This window comes from Streptomyces sp. NPDC057099, assembly GCF_042671245.1.
GTDB lineage: Bacteria > Actinomycetota > Actinomycetes > Streptomycetales > Streptomycetaceae > Streptomyces > Streptomyces purpurascens.
This window is the reverse complement of record NZ_JBHUTX010000019.1, coordinates 1-17,732: the sequence shown is the minus strand read 5'-3', so window position 1 is coordinate 17,732 and position 17,732 is coordinate 1. Positions and strand designations below refer to the sequence as shown.

The window sequence follows — 17,732 nt, the reverse complement described above, 5'->3', positions numbered from 1 at the left end:
CACATCATCTTGATGGAGGCAGCCGTGCCGCTACTGTTCATCGGCATCGACCCGAACACCGGAGACCACGAATCACCCACCGTCTGGGTCGACGAGGAGAAGAAGGAACTCGTTTTCCAGGGGTGGAAGCCGTCGCCTGAACTCGAAGCGGAAGTATCCGCGTTCGAGGTGCCGGGCCATGCGGTCGGCATCCCCGAGAACGAAGCAGTGGTCCGTATCCCCGCCAGGATGGTGCCGATGATCAGGGAGGCATGCGATGCCGCCGAACGTGCCGCCGCCCGCGTTCACTGACCTGCTCGCCGGCGCCACCCGGTCCGCCGTCCACCTCGAGATGCGGGACGCGTACGCCGTCGACTACGAGTCCGGGCCGTTCGCCGAGTGGCGTCGCGGACACCGGCATGATCCCGCCGACCGGACTTCCTGGTGGCGGCCCTGGCTGAGCCTGGTCGAGGAGACGGTCGCGCGTGGCGTCGTGATCCGACGGGCCCGGATCGTGTCGGAACCGGTCAGCGAGTACACCCGGTTCCTGCACAGCTTCACTTTCACGAACGTCGCCGCCGGTGAGCTGGTGCGCTGGCTTCCCCGGCGCCGGGCCTCCGATCTCGCGCTGCCCGGCAACGACTTCTGGCTGTTCGACGACCACACGGTGTACTGGAACCACTTCACCGGCGACGGCGTATCCGTCGGCGGTGAAGTCTCCGAGGACCCGGCGGCGGCGAAGCTGTGCGCCGAAGCCTTCGAGGCAATGTGGCCTCGCGCCGTTCCGCACCACCAGTACGAGATCCACTGACCCGGTACGCATCAGACAGGCCAGCTCATGTCCTTCTCTCCCTCCTCGTCCGCCCAGGCCGCGCGCGAGGTGGTTGCCCAGCGGCTGCGTGACCTGCGCAAGACCGCAGGGCTGACGGTCACTGAGCTGGCCGGCCGATGCGAGTGGCACCACGCCAAGACCTCCCGGATCGAGAACGCGCGCACGGCGCCCACCGCCACGGACATCCGTAAGTGGTGCGGAGCGTGCGACGCTGTCGACCAGGCCGAGGCCCTCATCAACCAGTCACTCCACGCCGAGTCCATGTACACGGAGTGGCGCGGCCAAGTACGAGCCGGACTCAAGGCATTGCAGGCCAGCGAGCCCCGGCTCTTCGAGGACACGGAGCTCTTCCGGGTCTACTCCTCGACGCTTGTGCCCGGCCTGCTCCAGACGGAGGGATACGCCGCAGGAATCCTCGGGATCAGCGCACGCTTCCGTGATGTCCCCGTCGACGACAGTGCCGAAGCCGCACGCGCCCGCGTGGACCGATCACGCATCATCCACGAGCCAGGACACCGCTTCGTGTTCGTGGTCGAGGAGGATGCTCTGCGGCACCAGATCTGCGGCGCCGACGAGATGGCCGCCCAACTGGGCTACCTGCTCACCGCGGGAGCACTGCCCCAGGTATCCCTCGGCATCATTCCCATGTCAGCGCCCAGCCGGGCCCAGTGGCCGCGGGAGACCTTCCACGTCTACGACGATCGGCTGGTGTCCGTCGAACTCGTCTCGGCCAGAGTGAAGATCACCCAGCCCTCCGAGATCGCCCTGTACCTCCGGGCCTTCGAGCAACTCCGCGGCGACGCCGTGTACGGAGCGGATGCCCGAGCCCTGATCGTGGGAGCCATCGAAGCCTTGCGCTGATCTCTGCGGAGCCGACCGGAGTCTCGATCAAGTTTGCTTATTCTCAATGGCGTTGGAGCGGGAGCGGGAGCGGGCGTCGTCTACTGTGTCGCGCCATGACGGTCCTGATCATCGGCGGTAGCGGGTTCCTGGGTACTGAGCTGGCACGCCAAGCGGCAGCGGCCGGACACGCGACGGCCGCGACGTTCGCGTCCCGTCCCGGCACCGCTCCCGGGGTCGCGTGGCACGCCCTCGACCTGCGGGATCCCGAACGAGTCGAAGCCGTCGTGGCAGAGATCGGTCCGCGCCTCGTCATCAACGCGACGAGCGCCGAATCCGACTGGGCGGTCACGGCCGAGGGTCCTGTCCGGCTGGCGATGGCCGCTGCGGAGTACGGCTGTCGCCTGGTCCATGTATCCAGCGACGCGGTGTTCTCCGGCACCCGCATCCATTACGACGAAAACTGCCTCCCCGACCCTGTCACCCCTTACGGCGCGGCCAAGGCCGCAGCGGAGACAGGGGTCCGTTTCGTGCACCCGGACGCCGTCATTGCTCGCACCTCGCTGATCATCGGCGACTGGCAGTCACTGCACGTACGCCTGGTGCACGACCTCGCGGCAGGTACGCGGAACGGCGTCCTGTTCACCGACGACATTCGCTGCCCCGTCCATGTCGCCGACTTGGCCGCAGCCCTGCTGGAACTCGCGGCGGGCGACGCGACCGGCGTGCACCATCTGGCAGGAGCCGATGCCGTCAGCCGTCATGAACTCGGGACCCTGATCGCCAGGCGCGACGGGCTCGACCCCGCCCGACTACCCACAGGCCTGCGGGCCGACAGCGCACTTCCCGGAGCCCTCGAGGTCCGCCTCGACAGCCGCGCCACCCAACGCAAGCTGCACACCACGTTGCGCGGTGCCCGACAGTTCCTCGCGTTGGGATCTTGAGCGACTGCAGAGCGGGCCGTGTCGGCGCATGCTCACTCGTCCCACCCTGCCCGATCATCGGCGCGCCCGGTGAACGCCCGCCCGCAATGCCCGAGCAGCTCACGCACCGCAGGGCCGTGTGTCCCCTTCCAGATCAGGGCCAGTAGAGCCAGTGTCGTCACGTCGTCGAGGGGGCGGGTGACGAGCCGGTCTGCATGGCTCGTGGCCATCGACTCGCTGAGGACGGCGACGCCGAGGCCGCGGGCCGCGAGGGCCGCGATGGCGTCCGCGGCGCTGGCCTGGAGGGCGATCGTGGGGTGGAGGTCCTGTGCGGCACAGGCGCGGTCGAACACCGTGCGCAGGCCGGTGCCCGGGGGCATGCAGATGATCGGATGGGGTGCCAGGTCGCGCAGAACGACCTGCCGCTGTTCCGCCAGGGGATGCCCGGCCGCCACGGCTACGACGAGCCGTTCGCTGATGAGCGTCAGCGCCTCGAGCCCCTCGGGGGCGGGCGTCGCGGTTCCGACGAGGGCCAGGTCGACGGTGCCGGTGCGGACGGCCTCGACGAGCCGGTCGGAGTTGTCCTCCAGTAGGGAGATCTCGACCCCTGGGTGCGCTTGGTGGAACGCGGAGAGCGCGTCGAACAGGGGCGTGAGGGTGCAGCCGATGACCATCCCGACCACGAGCTGCCCCCGGATCAGGTCGGTCACCTCGTCGACCGCCCGGCCCACCGCCCCGGCCGCCGCGAGGGTCGCTCGGGCGTGGTCGAGTGCTGCCCTGCCCGCCGCGGTGAGGGTGGCGGTGCGGGTTGAGCGGTCGAACAGCTCGGCACCGAGTTCACGTTCCAACTGGCGGATCTGAGCGCTGACGCCGGACTGGCTGATGTGCACGCGCTCGGCGGCCCGCGTGAAGTTCCGCTCCTCGGCGACCGCGACGAAGTACTCGAGCTGCCTCAGTTCCATGACTGGGGATTCTAGTGAGCAGTAGATCCATCTGTTGGACTTCTGATCCCGGGGTGAGCACGCTGGACGCAGGCATCGACCCTCTACGACCTTCTACGACGTTCAGGAGATCCGCCATGCCGGAGTACGAGAAGGCCCTGCGCCCCGAGGACCTCACCCGCTTGTTCGTCGAGCGGTCCAACGCCGGTGACGCGGCCGGGGTCGCCGCGCTCTACGAAGAGGACGCGGTGCTGGCCTATCCGCCCGGTCAGCGGACGGTGGGGCGGGACGCGATCCGCGCGCTGTGGGAGAAGGTGCTGGCCGACCGCCCCCGCTTCGAGCCGGAAGCGCCCCTGCCGACGCTGGTCAGCGGTGACATCGCCCTGACCTCGACCCCGCCGAAGGACGGGACCGGCGCCCGCGCCCAAGTGGTCCGACGCCAGCCCGACGGCAGCTGGCTACGCGTCCTCGACCAGCCCGAGTTCACCCCGCCGCCCACCAACTGAACGCCCCTTCAGCCGATCCGGCCGAGTCGAGCGCGCCCCGCCGGGTGAACGCGACGTCGAACAGCCCGAGTTCGCCCCACCCGCCCGGCCGAACGCGCCCTCGGCCGACCCGAGTCGAGACCCGCCCCCAAGCCGAACGCCCCCCAAGCGACCCGACCAGATCCCACCCACCGCCCGACGCCCAACCCCAACCCCTACCCCTACCCCCTGGCCCCTACCGCCGGCGGCCCCCCGTACTCTCCCTCCGCACCAACCGCGTAGGCACCAATGTCGTCCCGAACTCCGCCCCACCCTCCCGCAGTTTGCCGAGCACCCCCTCCACACACAGCCGCCCCACCTCCGCGAAGTCCTGGTGGATGGTGGTGAGGGGCGGGAGGAAGGACGCGGATTCGGGGATGTCGTCGAAGCCGATGACGCTGATGTCGTCGGGGACCCGGCGGCCGCGTTCGTGGAGGGCGCGCAGCAGGCCCAGGGCCATCTGGTCGTTGGCCGCGAACACCGCCGTGCAGTCCGGCTCGTCGGCCAGGCGCAGACCGGCCCGGTAGCCGGACTCGGCGGACCAGTCGCCGCGGACCAGGGGCGGTGTCACCCGGCCCGCGGCCGTCAGCGTGTCGCGCCAGGCGTTGGCGCGGCGCTGGGCGGCGAAGGAGCCCTCGGGGCCGGCGAGGTGCCAGACCGTGTCGTGGCCGAGGTCGAGGAGGTGCCGTACGGCGTCACGGGCGCCGCCCGCCTGGTCGGTGTCGACGACGGTGTAGCGGTCGCCGGCGTCCGAGTCGGCCACCACGACCTGCACGCCGGGCGGGAGCGAGACCGTCGCCGCGTCGAGGAGGTGGATCTCCATGATGACGATGACGGCGTCCACGGCGAGTTCGCCCAGGCGGGAGAAGGCGCCGTTCACCTCGTCCTGGGTGGGGACGGCGACGGGCAGCAGGGTGACGGCGTAGCCGTGCTGGGCCGCGGAGGTGGCGATGGCCTCCAGGGTGCGGATGTTGCCCATGGTGGAGAGGGAGAAGGTGATCACGCCGAGGGTGCGGAACTCGCCCCGGCGCAGCGCCCGGGCCGCGCTGTTGGGGCGGTAGCCCAGTTCGCGCATGGCGTCCAGGACCTGCCGGCGGGTGTCCTCGGTGACGCCGGGGAAGCCGTTGGAGACGCGGGAGACCGTCTGGGAGGAGACGCCGGCGAGCTGGGCGACGTCGGCCATGGACGCGCCCTGGCGGGGTCGGGCCGCGCGCCTTCTCGTACGGCTCGTGCCCATTGATTCGCTCTCGCCGTCCACTGTGCCCACCTGCCCCTCGCTCCCCTCGCCGCCCACCTGGCGCGAAAAATTAGGTCCGGAACGACTCCTTGACCCCTGAGATTCGGACAGTGTAGACATCCCGCCAGTGGATGTTTACGTAAACATTGCCTAGTAGAAACCGTACTAGAAGGCGCCAAACCGCACCAGAAGCCCTGGAGTACTCGAGATGGCACACCGCACCCGCAAGAGAAGGCTCCTCGGCGCCATCGGCGTCACCGCCCTGGCGACCGGAACCGTCCTGGCCACGACCACCCTGCCCGCCGCGCACGCCGAGACGACGTCGCAGACGGCCGCGGCCGGGGTCACCGTCCGGCCCGACCCCTCCTACTCGGGGGAGAAGTTCGAGGGCTGGGGCACCAGTCTGGTCTGGTTCGCCAACGCCACCGGCGACTACCCGCCCGCGATCCGGGAGAAGCTCTACAAGCTCCTCTTCGGCGACGAGGGCCTCGCGCTGAACATCGCCCGCTACAACATCGGCGGCGGCAACGCCCCGGACGTCAAGGACTATCTGCGGGCCGGCGGGGCCGTCGAGGGCTGGTGGAAGGCGCCGGCGGGCACGACCCGCGAGGACGTCGACTGGTGGGACGCCGAGGACTCCGGCGACTGGAACAAGAACGCGGACAAGACGCAGCGCTGGTGGGTCGACCGCATCAAGAAGGACATCACCCACTGGGAGACCTTCAGCAACTCCCCGCCGTGGTTCATGACCGAGAGCGGCTACGTCTCCGGCAACTTCGACGCGGGCAAGGACCAGCTCAAGCCGGAGTCGGTCGAGGACTTCGCCAAGTACCTGGTGGGCGCGACCGAGCGGCTGGAGAAGGCGCACGGGATCGACGTCGACACGCTGGACCCGTTCAACGAGCCCAACACCGACTACTGGGGTACCAAGCTCGGCCCGGACGGCGAGCCGACCGGCGGACGCCAGGAGGGCGCCCACATAGGCCCCGAGATGCAGCAGAAGGTGCTGCGGGCGCTCGGGCCCGTGCTGGACAAGTCCAAGTCGGACGCGAAGATCTCGGCGATGGACGAGACCAACCCGGGCACCTTCGCCACCAACTGGAACTCGTACCCCCAGGAGGTGCGTGACCTCGTCGACCAGATGAACGTCCACACCTACGGCACCGGGCAGCGTACGACCGTCCGTGACCTGGCCAAGGCCGCCGACAAGCCGCTGTGGATGAGCGAGGTCGAGGGCGACTGGGGCGACGGCCAGAGCTTCACCGACATGCGGCCCGGGCTGGGGCTCGCACAGCGCATCGTCGACGATCTGCGTGAACTGGAGCCCAAGGCCTGGGTGTTCTGGCAGCCCGTCGAGGACTACGACAACATGAAGCCGGGCGGCGAGTCCGCGAAGGGCGGCAACTGGGGCGAGATCCAGCTCCCGTTCAGCTGCACGAAGACGGACACGCTCAAGTCCTGCCCGGTCTACACGAACACCAAGTTCGACACGGCCCGCAACTTCACGCACTACATCAAGCCCGGCGACCGGCTGATCAAGACGAACGACACGTCCAGCACGGCGGCGGTCTCCCGCAAGGGCGACGCGGCGACGGTCGTCCACGTCAACAGCACGGCCGAGGCCCGTGAGGTCACCCTGGACCTGTCGAAGTTCGGCCGGGTCTCCTCCCGCGCCACCGTCACCCCCGTGGTGACCAGCGCCGACGGCAAGCTCGATCAGCAGAAGGCCGTCCGCGTCAACGGCAAGCAGGCCACGCTCACCGTGCCCGCCCAGTCCGTGACGTCCTTCCTCGTCAAGGGCGTCTCCGGCACCGCCAAGGACGCGGCGGAGCTGCGCAAGGGCCACACCTACCGTCTGACCGGCGCCCAGAGCGGCAAGGACCTCACCCTCGCCGACAACGGCACGGGCCTGGTCATCCGGAGCGCGAACGCCTCCGACCCGAGCGGTCAGGAGTGGAAGGTGGAGCAGATCCGCGGGAGCGACAACCGCAAGCGGTACGTCTTCACCGAGACGTCCGCCGACAAGCGTCTGGCCATCCGCGACGGCAAGCTGGTCGCCGAGCCGGACGAGGGCCGTCGGGACAAGGCCGCCGAGTGGATCATGTCGTCGACCGGTGACGGCACATGGACCCTCGTCAACGCCGCGACGGGTCAACTCCCGGACGTCTCCGGCCAGTCCACGAACGACGGCGCGTCCGTCGGCGTGTGGCAGCCGAACTCCGGGGCCAACCAGCGGTGGAAGGTGACGGATGTGACGGGCCGCTAGCGCTTCGCCCGGCGTACGCCCTTCCACGACGCCCCCGCCTGCCGTCGCCGCATGGTGACGGCCGGGCCGGGGGCGTCGTGCCGCCAGGGACGGAGCTTCTCCGGGTTGCGTACCGCCCAGATGTGCCTGATCCTCTCGCCCGCGATCTCGAACGCGAACACGGTCGCGATGGTGCCGTCCTGCCGCGCCACCAAGCCGGGCAGGCCGTTGACCGTGCACTCCACGAACGTCGTGCGGTCGCCCGCCGCACGGGCGATCCTGGCGTAGGCACGGGCGATCCGCTCACCGCCCACGAGCGGGTGCAGGTGGGTGACGGCCAGCCCGCCGCCGTCGGCGGTCGCGGTGGCGTCGGGGTCGAGCAGGTCGATCAGGGCGTCGATGTCCTTGGCCTCCCACGCCGTTCTGAACTGCCGGACGATGCCGGCCTGCCCGGCACTCGGGCCCGCCGGGGACCGCGCGGTGCGGATGCGACGGCGGGCGGACGAGGCGAGTTGGCGGCACGCCGCCGGAGTGCGGCCGACGATCTCGGCGACCTCTCCGAAGGGGTAGCGGAAGACGTCGTGCAGGACGAACGCGACGCGCTCGGCCGGGGTCATCGCATCGAGGACGACCAGGAAGGCCATCGTCACCGATTCGTCGAGGGTGATCCGATCGGCCGGGTCGGTCCCGCCGGCGCCGGAGCGCCCGGTGATCCACTCCGTGGGCTCGGGCAGCGGTTCCGGGATCCAGTCGCCCACGTACGTCTCCCGCCTGGCCCGTGCCGAGCCGAGCAGGTTCAGGCAGATGCGGCCGGCGACCGTCATCAGCCAGGCGCCCGGCGACTCGATGGCCCGCTGCTCGCGTGGGGACAGGGCGTACCAGCGGGCGTAGGTCTCCTGCACGACGTCCTCGGCGTCGGCGAGGGACCCGAGGAGCCGATAGCCGAGGTTGATCAGCCGGCGCCGCTCACTCATGATCGCGCTGAGGCCCTGATCGCCCTGATCGCTCTGAAGGTCGCCGGGCTCGGCTCTGGTGGTCATGGTCCGGCCGTCTCCCTCGCTCGGTTTCTGCCGCTACCCGTTACGACAAGACAGCCCCGCGGAATGTGACGCCGATGCGCCGCCTCACATTCCGCGGGGCTGCGTGGTCGTAACGGTGAGGACGACAACAGGACCGAGAGGCGACTTCCATGAACGACTTCCAGACCATCGCGGACCGCGTCGAGATCGAGGCACTGCGCGGCGAGTTCACCGACGCGGCGATGATGCGCGACCGGCCCCGCCTGGCGTCGCTGTTCACACCGGACGGTGCCCTGCGCATGCCCAACATCCCCGTCGAGCTGGTCGGCCGCGAGGAGATCCGTGCCGGGGGCGAGAGGCTGCAGAGCCAGTGGGACTTCTTCGTGCAGACCACACACCCCGGCACGATCGTGCTCGACGGCGACACCGCGACCGGCCGCGCCTACATCCAGGAACTCGCGCGCACCCTCGACGGACGCCAGGGTCTGAACTACGCCGTCTACCACGACCGCTACCAGCGCACCGTGGAGGGCTGGAGGTTCGCCGAGCGGGTGTACGAGGTCAGATACCTCGACACCTCCCCGCTGGCGGGCACGGCGCCCCAGGCGGGGACCGGCCCGGCGGAGGCCACGGCCACCCCGGCTCCGGCCCGGCCCTTCGCCGACCCGGCATCGGCCGAACGACTGGAGCGGGCAGCCGCCGCGCTGCGTGCGGGCGGCTTCGCCGCCGAGATCCTCGACGACGCCGCGGCCGCCCGCGCCCGCGTCAAGGACCTGGTCCCCGAGGGCGCCAGTGTGCTCACCGGAGCCAGCGAGACCCTCCGGCTGTCCGGCATCGACGACGACATCAACACCGGGGGCCGCTACGACGCCGTCCGGCCGCGCGTCCAGGCCATCGACCGTGCCACCGGCGCCGACGAGATCCGACGGCTGGTCGCCGGCCCCGAATTCGTCGTCAACAGCGTGGCCGCGGTCACCGAGACCGGCTCGCTCGTTCTCGCCTCGGGCAGCGGCAGCCAGCTCCCCGCCAACGCGGGCGGCGCCGCCCACGCGGTCTGGATCGTCGGCGCGCAGAAGGTGGTGCCCGACCTGAGCACCGCCCTGCGCCGCGTCGAGGAGCACGCTCTCCCGCTGGAGAACGCCCGCGCCCAGGAGGTGTACGGGAGGCCCAGCGCCGTCAACCGCCTGCTCATCCTCAACGCGGAACCCCGCCCGGGGTGCGGCACCGTCCTGCTCCTCCGGGAGGCCATCGGCTACTGACCCGGTCCGGGGTCCGTTCGACATGGCCGGTTGATCCGTTGCCCGCCCCCGTGCCGTGCACCAGGATGCGGGGATGCGTTTCTCGGTCAACCTTCCGAACTTCGGTGACTTCGCCGACCCCCGGACCGTGGCGAAGGTCGCCGTGGCCGCGGAACAGGCGGGGTGGGACGGGCTGTTCGTCTGGGATCACGTGCTGCATCGAAGGCACGGGGACAGGCCCTTCGGGGATCCCTGGATGCTGCTGACCGCCGCCGCGCTGGCGACCTCCCGGATCAGGCTGGGCACGCTGGTCACCCCGGTCGCCCGGCGGCGCCCGCAGCAGCTTGCCCGGCAGGTGGCGACGCTGGACGCCGTGAGCGGGGGGCGGGTCACCTTCGCCACGGGGCTGGGCGGGCCCATCGAGGACGAGTACGCGAGCTTCGGTGACACCACGGACCCGAAGGTGCTGGCCGAGCGGCTGGACGAGGGCCTGGACCTGCTGCGGCGCTACTGGTCGGGTGAGCCGGTGAACCACGAGGGGCGGCACTACCGGGTGCGGGACGTGACGCTGCTGCCCGCCACGGTGCAGCGTCCCCGGCCGCCGGTCTGGGTCGCAGGCTTCTGGCCGAGCCGCCCGCCCATGCGCCGGGCCGCGCGCTGGGACGGAGCGGTCCCCCTGTTCCACGACGCCCGACACGGCCATGTGCCGCCTGTCGACCAGGTCCGCGACCTGGTCGCCTACCTCCGCGACCAGCGCACGGACCGGTCCGGCACGCCCTTCGAGATCGTCCTCGGCGGTGCCACACCGGGCGGCGACCCGGCCAAGGCACGTGATCTCGTCGGCCCTCTCGCCGACGCGGGAGCCACCTGGTGGGACGAGCGGCAGATCCAGACCGGCGAGGACATCGACCGGCTCGCACCGGTGCTGCGCCGTGTCGAGCAGGGTCCGCCGGTCCTGTAGTGACCTGGCGTGCACACCTGGCGTGATCCCGCTCGGGGCACGCCCTCACGTGCCAGCACTCGCCGACCGGCTCACGCTGCTGCTGGGCGATCCGGAACCGGCCCGGGACATGGGCCGCAAGGGCCGGGAACGGGTGCGGGGGCAATGGGGGTGGGACGGGGCCCACGAGCACCTGACGTCCCTGCTGGGGCGGGCTGAGGGCATGGAGCCCAGGTCCCCGAGACGGCCCCCATAACCACCCTCGTCAGCGCTGCTCGACGGCGTCGACCATCCGCAACGCGCGCCTGACGGTCTCCGCCAGGGACGGCCCGGCCGCCGTGTCGGACCGCAGCGCCCAGTCCTCCACCGCGACGCGCATCGCGGTGTTCAGCACGCCCGCTTCGACCCGGACCGCGAGATCGCCGACGGGCCGGCCCGTGCGGTCGGCGATCATCTCGGCGAACGTCGCCTCCGCGTCGTAGTGCGCCTCCAGCCACACCGCGCGCAGCCCCGGCTCGTCACGGCAGAGCAGCAGCAGGTCGCCCAGGGTCCGCAGGCGGGGTGTGGCGTCGTCGTCGTACCGGACGCTCAGGATCGCCTCGGCGAGTGAGCCGTGTTCGTCGCGGCCCTCCCGCAGATGCTCCGTCAGCAGTTCGAGACCCGTGGTGAGCAGGGGGCGTACGCACTCCTCCTTGGAGCGGAAGTACCGCCACAGCGTGCGCGTCGACACTCCCGACGCGGAGGCGATGTCCTCCGCGGTCACCGCCGCCACGCCCTTGGCGGCGAAGAGCCGGACCGCCTCCTCGGCGATCTCCATCCGCGTCTCGGCGCGCCGCCGCTCCGTCAGCGGTGGCCGCCCCGTGGCACCACCTGCTCGTCCGGCCATGCGCCCTCCTCGACTTGCCCTGCTCACCCTATTTTACGTCGCACCGAGTCTTACTGGCGTGAAACGACCTACTGGCACGACGCGTCTTTATGTCGCACTGAGACAGAAACCATTACTGTGCCTGGCACCGGGTCGACGTCACGAGCAGAGGAGCGCCATGGGAGCCACGGGTCTGTCGGGCAAGAGCGTCATCGTCACCGGAGCCGCCTCCGGCATCGGCCGTGCCACCGCCCTGCGGTTCGCCGGGGAGGGGGCGAAGGTCGTGGTCGCCGACCTGAACGAGGAGGGCGCCAAGAGCGTCGTCGCGGCCATCGAGTCCGAGGGTGGAACGGCCGTCGCCGTCACCGGCGATCTGAGCGACGGCGCGGTGGCCGAAGCGGTCGTGGCCGCCGCGGTCGGCACCTTCGGCGGCATCGACGTCCTGGTCAACAACGCGGGTGTCATGGACAGCATGTCCGCCGCCGCGGACGTCACCGACGCCGAGTGGGAACGGGTGCTGCGGGTCAACCTCACGGCACCCTTCCTGCTGGCGCGTGCCGTCCTGCCGCACATGATCGCCGCGGGCGGCGGAGCCATCGTCAACACCGCGTCCGAGGCGTCGCTGCGGGGCAGCGCGGCCGGGACGGCGTACACCGCCTCCAAGCACGGGGTCCTCGGCCTCACCCGCTCCCTCGCGGTGATGTACCGGGACCAGGGCATCCGCACCAACGCCATAGCCCCGGGCGGCACGGCCACCGACATCACGGCCGACGTCCACATCGACCGGGAGGCCCACGGACCGTCCGTCGTCGGCCGGCACTTCGTCAACATGGGCCGCATCTGCGCACCGGAGGAGCAGGCCGCCGCCATCGTGTATCTCGCCTCCGACGCGGCGAGCGGCGTCAACGGCGTCATCCTGCCGGTGGACAACGCCTGGGCCGCCGTCTGACCCCGCCCGCCCCCTCACCTACGGCACCGCGAGAGGAAGAGGACTTCATGTCCACCCCCCACACCCCCGTGTCAGCCCTGGACTTCGACCCGGACGCCCTGCGTGAGCGCTACCGCGCCGAGCGCGACCGGCGGATCCGCCCGGACGGCAACCGCCAGTACCGCCGTACCGCGGGCGAGTTCGGCCACTTCGACGAGGACCCGCACGCCGAACCCGGCTTCACCCGGGAGCCCCTGCACGACCACGTCGAGGTGGCGGTCGTCGGCGGCGGATTCGGCGGACTGCTCGCCGCCGCCCGGCTGCGTCAGGCGGGCCTGCGGGACATCCGGATCATCGAGAAGGGCGCCGACGTCGGCGGCACCTGGTACTGGAACCGGTACCCGGGGATCCACTGCGACATCGAGTCGTACGTCTACCTGCCCCTGCTGGAGGAGCTCGGCTACGTCCCGAAGTGGAAGTACGCGCCGGGCGAGGAGATCCGGGAGCACGCCGAGGCGATCGCGCGGCACTTCGACCTCTACCGCGACGCCTGCCTGCGGACGCAGGTGAGCGAACTGCGCTGGGACGAGGCCGAGTCCGTGTGGGTCGTCGGCACCGACCGCGGCGACCGGATGACCGCACGGCACGTCGTCGTGGCGACCGGCCTGCTCAGCCAGCCCAAACTGCCCGGGATCGAAGGCATCGAGACCTTCAAGGGGCACATGTTCCACACCAGCCGCTGGGACTACGACTACACCGGCGGCGACGCGAACGGCGGCCTGACCGGGCTCGCCGACAAGCGCGTGGCCCTCATCGGCACCGGCGCCACGGCCATCCAGGTCGTCCCGCACCTCGGCAGGGACGCCCGGCACCTGTACGTGTTCCAGCGGACCCCGTCCTCCGTGGACGTACGCGGACAGCGCCCCACGGACCCCGAGTGGGCCGGTTCGCTGAAGCCCGGCTGGGCCCGGGAGCGCAGGGACAACTTCCTCGCGGTCGTCACGGGCGGCCGGGCCGAGAAGGACCTGGTCGCCGACGGCTGGACCAGCAGCGCCCGCCTCCAGCAGAAGCTCATCCCGACCAACAACTACGACGCCCTCACGCCCGAGGAGCGCGAACGCCTGGAGGAGATCGCCGACTTCCAGAAGATGAACGAGCTGCGGGCCCGGGTGGAGAGTGTCGTCCAGGACCCGGCGACGGCCGAGAAGCTCAAGCCCTGGTACCGCTACATGTGCAAGCGGCCCACCTTCAGCGACCTGTACCTGGAGACCTTCAACCGGCCGAACGTCACCCTCGTCGACACGGCCGACCACGGCGGCGTCGAGCGCATCACCGAGCGCGCCGTCGTGGTGGGCGGGGTGGAGTACGAGGTGGACTGCGTCGTCTTCGGCACCGGCTTCGAGGTCGGCGTCTCCGGCCTGCTGTCCGGGCAGCTCCCCGCGTACGGCAGGGACGGCGCCGCCCTGCTGGACTCCTGGCGCAAGACCGGCCCGCGAACCCTGCACGGCTTCTACAGCCGGGGCTTCCCCAACCTGTTCATGCTCGGCTCCGTACAGAGCGCCAGCTCCGTGAACTACGTGCACGTCCTGGACGAACAGGCCACCCATGTCGCCGAGGTGATCGCCGAGGCGGTCGAGCGCGGGGCCCCGTGCGTGGAGCCGACGGCCGAGGCGGAGGCCGCCTGGGGCGACACGATCCGTCGGAAGTCGGCCGACCTGTACGCCTTCCAGTCCGAGTGCACCCCCGGCTACTACAACGCCGAGGGCATGCCCAGGCCCCGCAGCGAGTCCTACGGCGACGGCCCGGTCGCGTTCTACGAGCTGATCAGACGCTGGCGCGCGGAGGGCGGCATGGACGAGGTGCTGGGATCGTGACGGGCGGTCCGAGCAGGTACGACGCGAGTGAGATGCGCAGTCCCGGCCGGCGGGCCACGCGCCTCAACTCACCCAACCCGCTGTGGGGTTCCAACGGCGTGGCGTTCGGCCCGGACGGGCGGCTGTACGTCGCCCAGTTCCTGGCCGGGAAGATCAGCGCCGTCGACCCGGCCACCGGGGACGTCGACGTCGTCGTGCCGATGGACAGCCCCGTCGAGTCGCCCGACGACCTGGCCTTCGGGGCGGACGGCTCGATGTACATCGCCGACCTGGTCCCCGGCCGGGTGTGGCGCCGCAGCCCGGATGGTGAGTACGCCCTGGTCTCCGAGGAGGTGAAGGTCCCCAACGGCATCACCTGCGTCGGCGACCGGCTCTTCGTCAACGAGATGAAGATGAACGGCCGTCTGCTGGAACTCTTCCCCGACGGCGGCGACCCGGTCGTCCTCACCGACGGGCTGGCCTTCGGCAACGCGATGCAGCTCGGCCCGGACGGCTGCCTCTACTACCCGCACATGATCAGCAGGCAGGTGTGGCGCATACCGCCCGACGGCGGGGTGCCCGAGGTGGTCGCCGAGGACGTCCACGACCCGGTCGCGGTCCGCTTCGACCTGGGCGGTGTCCTCCACGTCCTCTCGCGCGGCCCCGAGGGCATCGTCACCCGCGTCGACCTGCACGGCACGGGCACGCGCTCGCTCGTCACCAGCGGGGTGACGGGCCTGGACAACGCCGCGTTCGACGCGGAGAACCGCATGTTCGTCTCCAGCTTCGCCAGCGGCGGCATCACGGAACTGCGTCCCGACGGCCGCACCCGCCCGGTCGTGCCCCGGGGCCTGGACGGGCCCTACGGCGTGACGATCGACCTCGGCGGCACGGTCTACGCGGCCGACCACTACCGGCTGGCCCGCCCGGAACACCCCGACGAGGGCGGCTCGGGCGACGTCGCTACGGAGATCCTCCAGCCCTTCTTCCACGGCATCACGGCCGACGGCGAACTCCTGCACACCACCTCCCAGTTCGGCACCGTACAGACCTACGACCCCGCCACCGGCACGACCCGGCTCAGGGCGAACGGCCTGAACCAGCCCCTGGGCATCGCGACCCGGGCCGACGGCGCCCTGATCGTCGCCGAGACGGGCGCGGGCCGGGTCCTCGCCATCGACGGCACCGACACGGTGACCGTCCTCGCCGAGGGCCTCGACCACCCCGTGGACGTGGCCTTCGACGCCGAGCAGCGCTGCTACGTCAGCGACGACCGACGCGGAGCGATCCTGCGCCTCGACGAGGGCGGCGAGGCGGTGCCGCTCGCGGAGAACCTCGGCGCCCCGCAGGGCCTCGCCGCCCACGGCGACGAACTCTTCACCGTGGACACCGAACACCGCCGCCTGTGGTCGCTCTCCCTGACCACGGGCACGGCGCGCGTAGAGGCCGAATCACTCGCGGTCGGCCTCCCCCCGACCACCGTCCCCCGCCCGTCCCCCGCCCTCTTCACCCACCAACTCCCCGGCCTGGCGCCCCGCTTCGCGGGCCTCACCGCCGCCCCGGACGGTTCCTTGCTGTTGTCCGCGAACGGGGAGGGGACGGTGGTGCGGCTGTCTCGGGCGCGGAGCGACCCGTAGCGGCACCTGGCAACACGAACGGGGCGGCACGGAGCGTGGAGTGCGCTTCGTGTCGCCCCGGGGGGGGTCAGCGGCGGCGGCCCCGGGAGGGCCTGCCGCGGCGGGCGCGCGAGGCCGTGCCCGTGCGGGCGGGGCGGTTCTCGGCGGGCGGCGGGGTGAGGACGACGGGCACGCCCGAGGGCGCCTGGGCGCCGGTGATGCGGTTCAGCTCGGCCTCGCCCGAGCGGACCCGGGTGATCCGCGGCGTGATGCCGGCGTCCGCCATCAGACGGGCCGTCTCGCGCCGCTGGTGCGGCAGGACCAGCGTGACGACGGTGCCCGACTCGCCGGCCCGGGCGGTACGGCCGCCCCGGTGCAGATAGTCCTTGTGGTCGCCGGGCGGGTCCACGTTGACGACGAGGTCGAGGTTGTCGACGTGGATGCCGCGGGCGGCGACGTTGGTGGCCACCAGGACCGTGACCTCGCCGTCCTTGAAGCGGGCCAGGGTCCGGGTCCGCTGGGACTGGGACTTCCCGCCGTGCAGGGCCGAGGCGCGCACCCCGACGGCCAGCAGCTTCTTGGCCAGCCGGTCGGCGGCGTGCTTGGTGTCCAGGAACATGATCACCCGCCCGTCACGGGCGGCGATCTCCGTCGTGGTGGCGTGCTTGTCGTCGTCCTCCACGTGCAGCAGGTGATGCTCCATCGTGGTGACCGTGTTCGCCGACGGATCGACCGAGTGGACCACGGGGTCGTGGAGGTAGCCGCGGACCAGGCGGTCGACGTTGCGGTCCAGCGTGGCCGAGAACAGCAGCCGCTGGCCGTCGGGGCGCACCTGGTCGAGCAGGGCTGTCACCTGCGGCATGAAGCCCATGTCGGTCATCTGGTCGGCCTCGTCGAGGACGGTGACCGAGACCCGGTCCAGCCGGCAGTCGCCACGGTCTATGAGGTCCTTGAGCCGCCCGGGCGTCGCGACGACGACCTCGGCACCGGCGCGCAGCGCGCTCGCCTGGCGGCCGATCGACATCCCGCCGACCACCGTGGCGAGCCGCAGCCGCAGCGCGCGGGCGTAGGGGGTGAGCGCGTCGGTGACCTGCTGGGCCAGTTCCCTGGTGGGCACGAGGACGAGGGCCACCGGCTGCTTGGGCTCGGCCCGCTGCCCGTCGATACGGGCCAGCACGGCCAGGCCGAAGGCGAGGGTCTTGCCCGAGCCCGTGCGGCCACGGCCCAGGACGTCCCGCCCGGCCAGCGAGTTCGGCAGCGTCGCCGCCTGGATCGGGAAGGGCTCCACCACGCCCTCGCCCCGCAGCGCGGTCAGCAGCCGCTCGGGCAGGTCGAGGTCGGCGAACGCCTCGACGGCGGGCAGGGCCGGGGTGAGAGTGGCGGGCGGCGCGAATTCGCCGCCGGGCGCCGTACGACGCCGGGGGCCGCCGCGTCCCGCGCCGGACGCGCGGGAGGAGTTGTTCCGGCCGCCCGTCCTGCGTGAGTGGGGCGAGCCGTTGTTCTTGCGAGCGGTGCGATCCAAGGGGATCCTTCCTCGATGCGGCACGTATCGGGGAATTCCCGGAGGTCAGACGGCCTCTGGGGGCCGCACCAGGATTCGCAAGAATGAGCCGGGTATGGGGTGAAACGTGGTAGGGCCTGTCTGACGAATCCCCGTCGTCCGCCCGAAGGGCGGGCTCCGCGGCGTCTGGCGCGTGCGATCGCAAGGCGCCGGAGCGCTCTCGTGGCGGAGCCACGTGGGCGCTCCGGCAA

At 71.3% G+C, this 17,732-nt stretch carries 16 protein-coding genes; 11 read left to right on the top strand and 5 right to left on the bottom strand.

Going from position 1 to position 17,732, the window contains the following annotated elements:
* Window positions 1-24 precede the first annotated feature (24 nt).
* The 4 genes from ACFT4A_RS23270 (at window position 25) to ACFT4A_RS23255 (ending at window position 2,595) form a co-directional block, all read left to right on the top strand.
* Complete coding sequence (locus ACFT4A_RS23270; RefSeq protein WP_382833157.1) at window positions 25-291, top strand: hypothetical protein; 267 nt, start codon at window positions 25-27, stop codon at window positions 289-291.
* Window positions 257-790, top strand: a complete 534-nt coding sequence (locus ACFT4A_RS23265) for a DUF6879 family protein (protein WP_382832986.1) — start codon at window positions 257-259, stop codon at window positions 788-790. Before ACFT4A_RS23270 ends, ACFT4A_RS23265 begins: the two co-directional genes overlap by 35 nt.
* A gap of 27 nt (window positions 791-817) precedes the next feature.
* On the top strand, window positions 818-1,672 hold the full coding sequence (locus tag ACFT4A_RS23260; RefSeq protein ID WP_382832984.1) for a helix-turn-helix domain-containing protein: 855 nt from the start codon (window positions 818-820) through the stop codon (window positions 1,670-1,672).
* A gap of 95 nt (window positions 1,673-1,767) precedes the next feature.
* Window positions 1,768-2,595 (top strand): SDR family oxidoreductase, encoded by an 828-nt coding sequence (locus tag ACFT4A_RS23255; RefSeq protein WP_382832982.1) that lies wholly within the window; start codon window positions 1,768-1,770, stop codon window positions 2,593-2,595.
* Window positions 2,596-2,627: 32 nt separating this feature from the next.
* Here ACFT4A_RS23255 and ACFT4A_RS23250 read toward each other — a convergent pair whose 3' ends face one another.
* Window positions 2,628-3,536, bottom strand: a complete 909-nt coding sequence (locus tag ACFT4A_RS23250; protein WP_382832980.1) for a LysR family transcriptional regulator — start codon at window positions 3,534-3,536, stop codon at window positions 2,628-2,630.
* A gap of 116 nt (window positions 3,537-3,652) precedes the next feature.
* Between ACFT4A_RS23250 and ACFT4A_RS23245 the strand changes: the two genes are divergently transcribed.
* The gene (locus ACFT4A_RS23245; protein ID WP_382832978.1) at window positions 3,653-4,021 is read left to right on the top strand and encodes a YybH family protein; all 369 of its coding nucleotides are present in this window, start codon (window positions 3,653-3,655) and stop codon (window positions 4,019-4,021) included.
* Window positions 4,022-4,235: 214 nt separating this feature from the next.
* Here ACFT4A_RS23245 and ACFT4A_RS23240 read toward each other — a convergent pair whose 3' ends face one another.
* A complete protein-coding gene (locus ACFT4A_RS23240) occupies window positions 4,236-5,222 on the bottom strand; it encodes a LacI family DNA-binding transcriptional regulator (RefSeq protein ID WP_382832976.1) in 987 nt (328 codons plus the stop codon).
* 262 nt (window positions 5,223-5,484) lie between these two features.
* Here ACFT4A_RS23240 and ACFT4A_RS23235 point away from each other — a divergent pair, with 262 nt between their 5' ends.
* Window positions 5,485-7,542: a glycoside hydrolase gene (locus ACFT4A_RS23235; protein ID WP_382832974.1), complete on the top strand. Its 2,058-nt coding sequence runs from the start codon at window positions 5,485-5,487 to the stop codon at window positions 7,540-7,542.
* On the opposite strand, the gene sigJ is transcribed toward ACFT4A_RS23235, so the two are convergent.
* Window positions 7,539-8,561, bottom strand: a complete 1,023-nt coding sequence (gene sigJ, locus ACFT4A_RS23230; protein WP_382832972.1) for an RNA polymerase sigma factor SigJ — start codon at window positions 8,559-8,561, stop codon at window positions 7,539-7,541. The genes ACFT4A_RS23235 and sigJ overlap by 4 nt on opposite strands.
* Window positions 8,562-8,710: 149 nt before the next feature.
* Between sigJ and ACFT4A_RS23225 the strand changes: the two genes are divergently transcribed.
* Complete coding sequence (locus ACFT4A_RS23225) at window positions 8,711-9,799, top strand: nuclear transport factor 2 family protein (RefSeq protein ID WP_382832970.1); 1,089 nt, start codon at window positions 8,711-8,713, stop codon at window positions 9,797-9,799.
* A 73-nt stretch (window positions 9,800-9,872) separates the two neighbouring features.
* On the top strand, window positions 9,873-10,739 hold the full coding sequence (locus ACFT4A_RS23220; protein WP_382832968.1) for an LLM class flavin-dependent oxidoreductase: 867 nt from the start codon (window positions 9,873-9,875) through the stop codon (window positions 10,737-10,739).
* A gap of 244 nt (window positions 10,740-10,983) precedes the next feature.
* Here the strand turns inward: ACFT4A_RS23220 and ACFT4A_RS23215 are convergent, their stop codons facing one another.
* Window positions 10,984-11,604, bottom strand: a complete 621-nt coding sequence (locus ACFT4A_RS23215; protein WP_382832966.1) for a TetR/AcrR family transcriptional regulator — start codon at window positions 11,602-11,604, stop codon at window positions 10,984-10,986.
* A gap of 157 nt (window positions 11,605-11,761) precedes the next feature.
* On the opposite strand from ACFT4A_RS23215, the gene ACFT4A_RS23210 reads away from it, so the two are divergent.
* From ACFT4A_RS23210 to ACFT4A_RS23200, 3 genes are read left to right on the top strand one after another with little or no spacing between them, the layout of a single operon-like run.
* Complete coding sequence (locus ACFT4A_RS23210) at window positions 11,762-12,532, top strand: SDR family NAD(P)-dependent oxidoreductase (RefSeq protein WP_382832964.1); 771 nt, start codon at window positions 11,762-11,764, stop codon at window positions 12,530-12,532.
* A 47-nt stretch (window positions 12,533-12,579) separates the two neighbouring features.
* Entirely contained in the window at window positions 12,580-14,385 is a 1,806-nt protein-coding gene (locus tag ACFT4A_RS23205) for a flavin-containing monooxygenase (RefSeq protein ID WP_382832962.1), read from the top strand.
* Between the two features lie 32 nt (window positions 14,386-14,417).
* The gene (locus ACFT4A_RS23200; RefSeq protein ID WP_382833155.1) at window positions 14,418-16,001 is read left to right on the top strand and encodes a hypothetical protein; all 1,584 of its coding nucleotides are present in this window, start codon (window positions 14,418-14,420) and stop codon (window positions 15,999-16,001) included.
* 67 nt (window positions 16,002-16,068) lie between these two features.
* On the opposite strand, the gene ACFT4A_RS23195 is transcribed toward ACFT4A_RS23200, so the two are convergent.
* The gene (locus ACFT4A_RS23195) at window positions 16,069-17,502 is read right to left on the bottom strand and encodes a DEAD/DEAH box helicase (RefSeq protein ID WP_382832960.1); all 1,434 of its coding nucleotides are present in this window, start codon (window positions 17,500-17,502) and stop codon (window positions 16,069-16,071) included.
* Window positions 17,503-17,732: the final 230 nt, after the last annotated feature.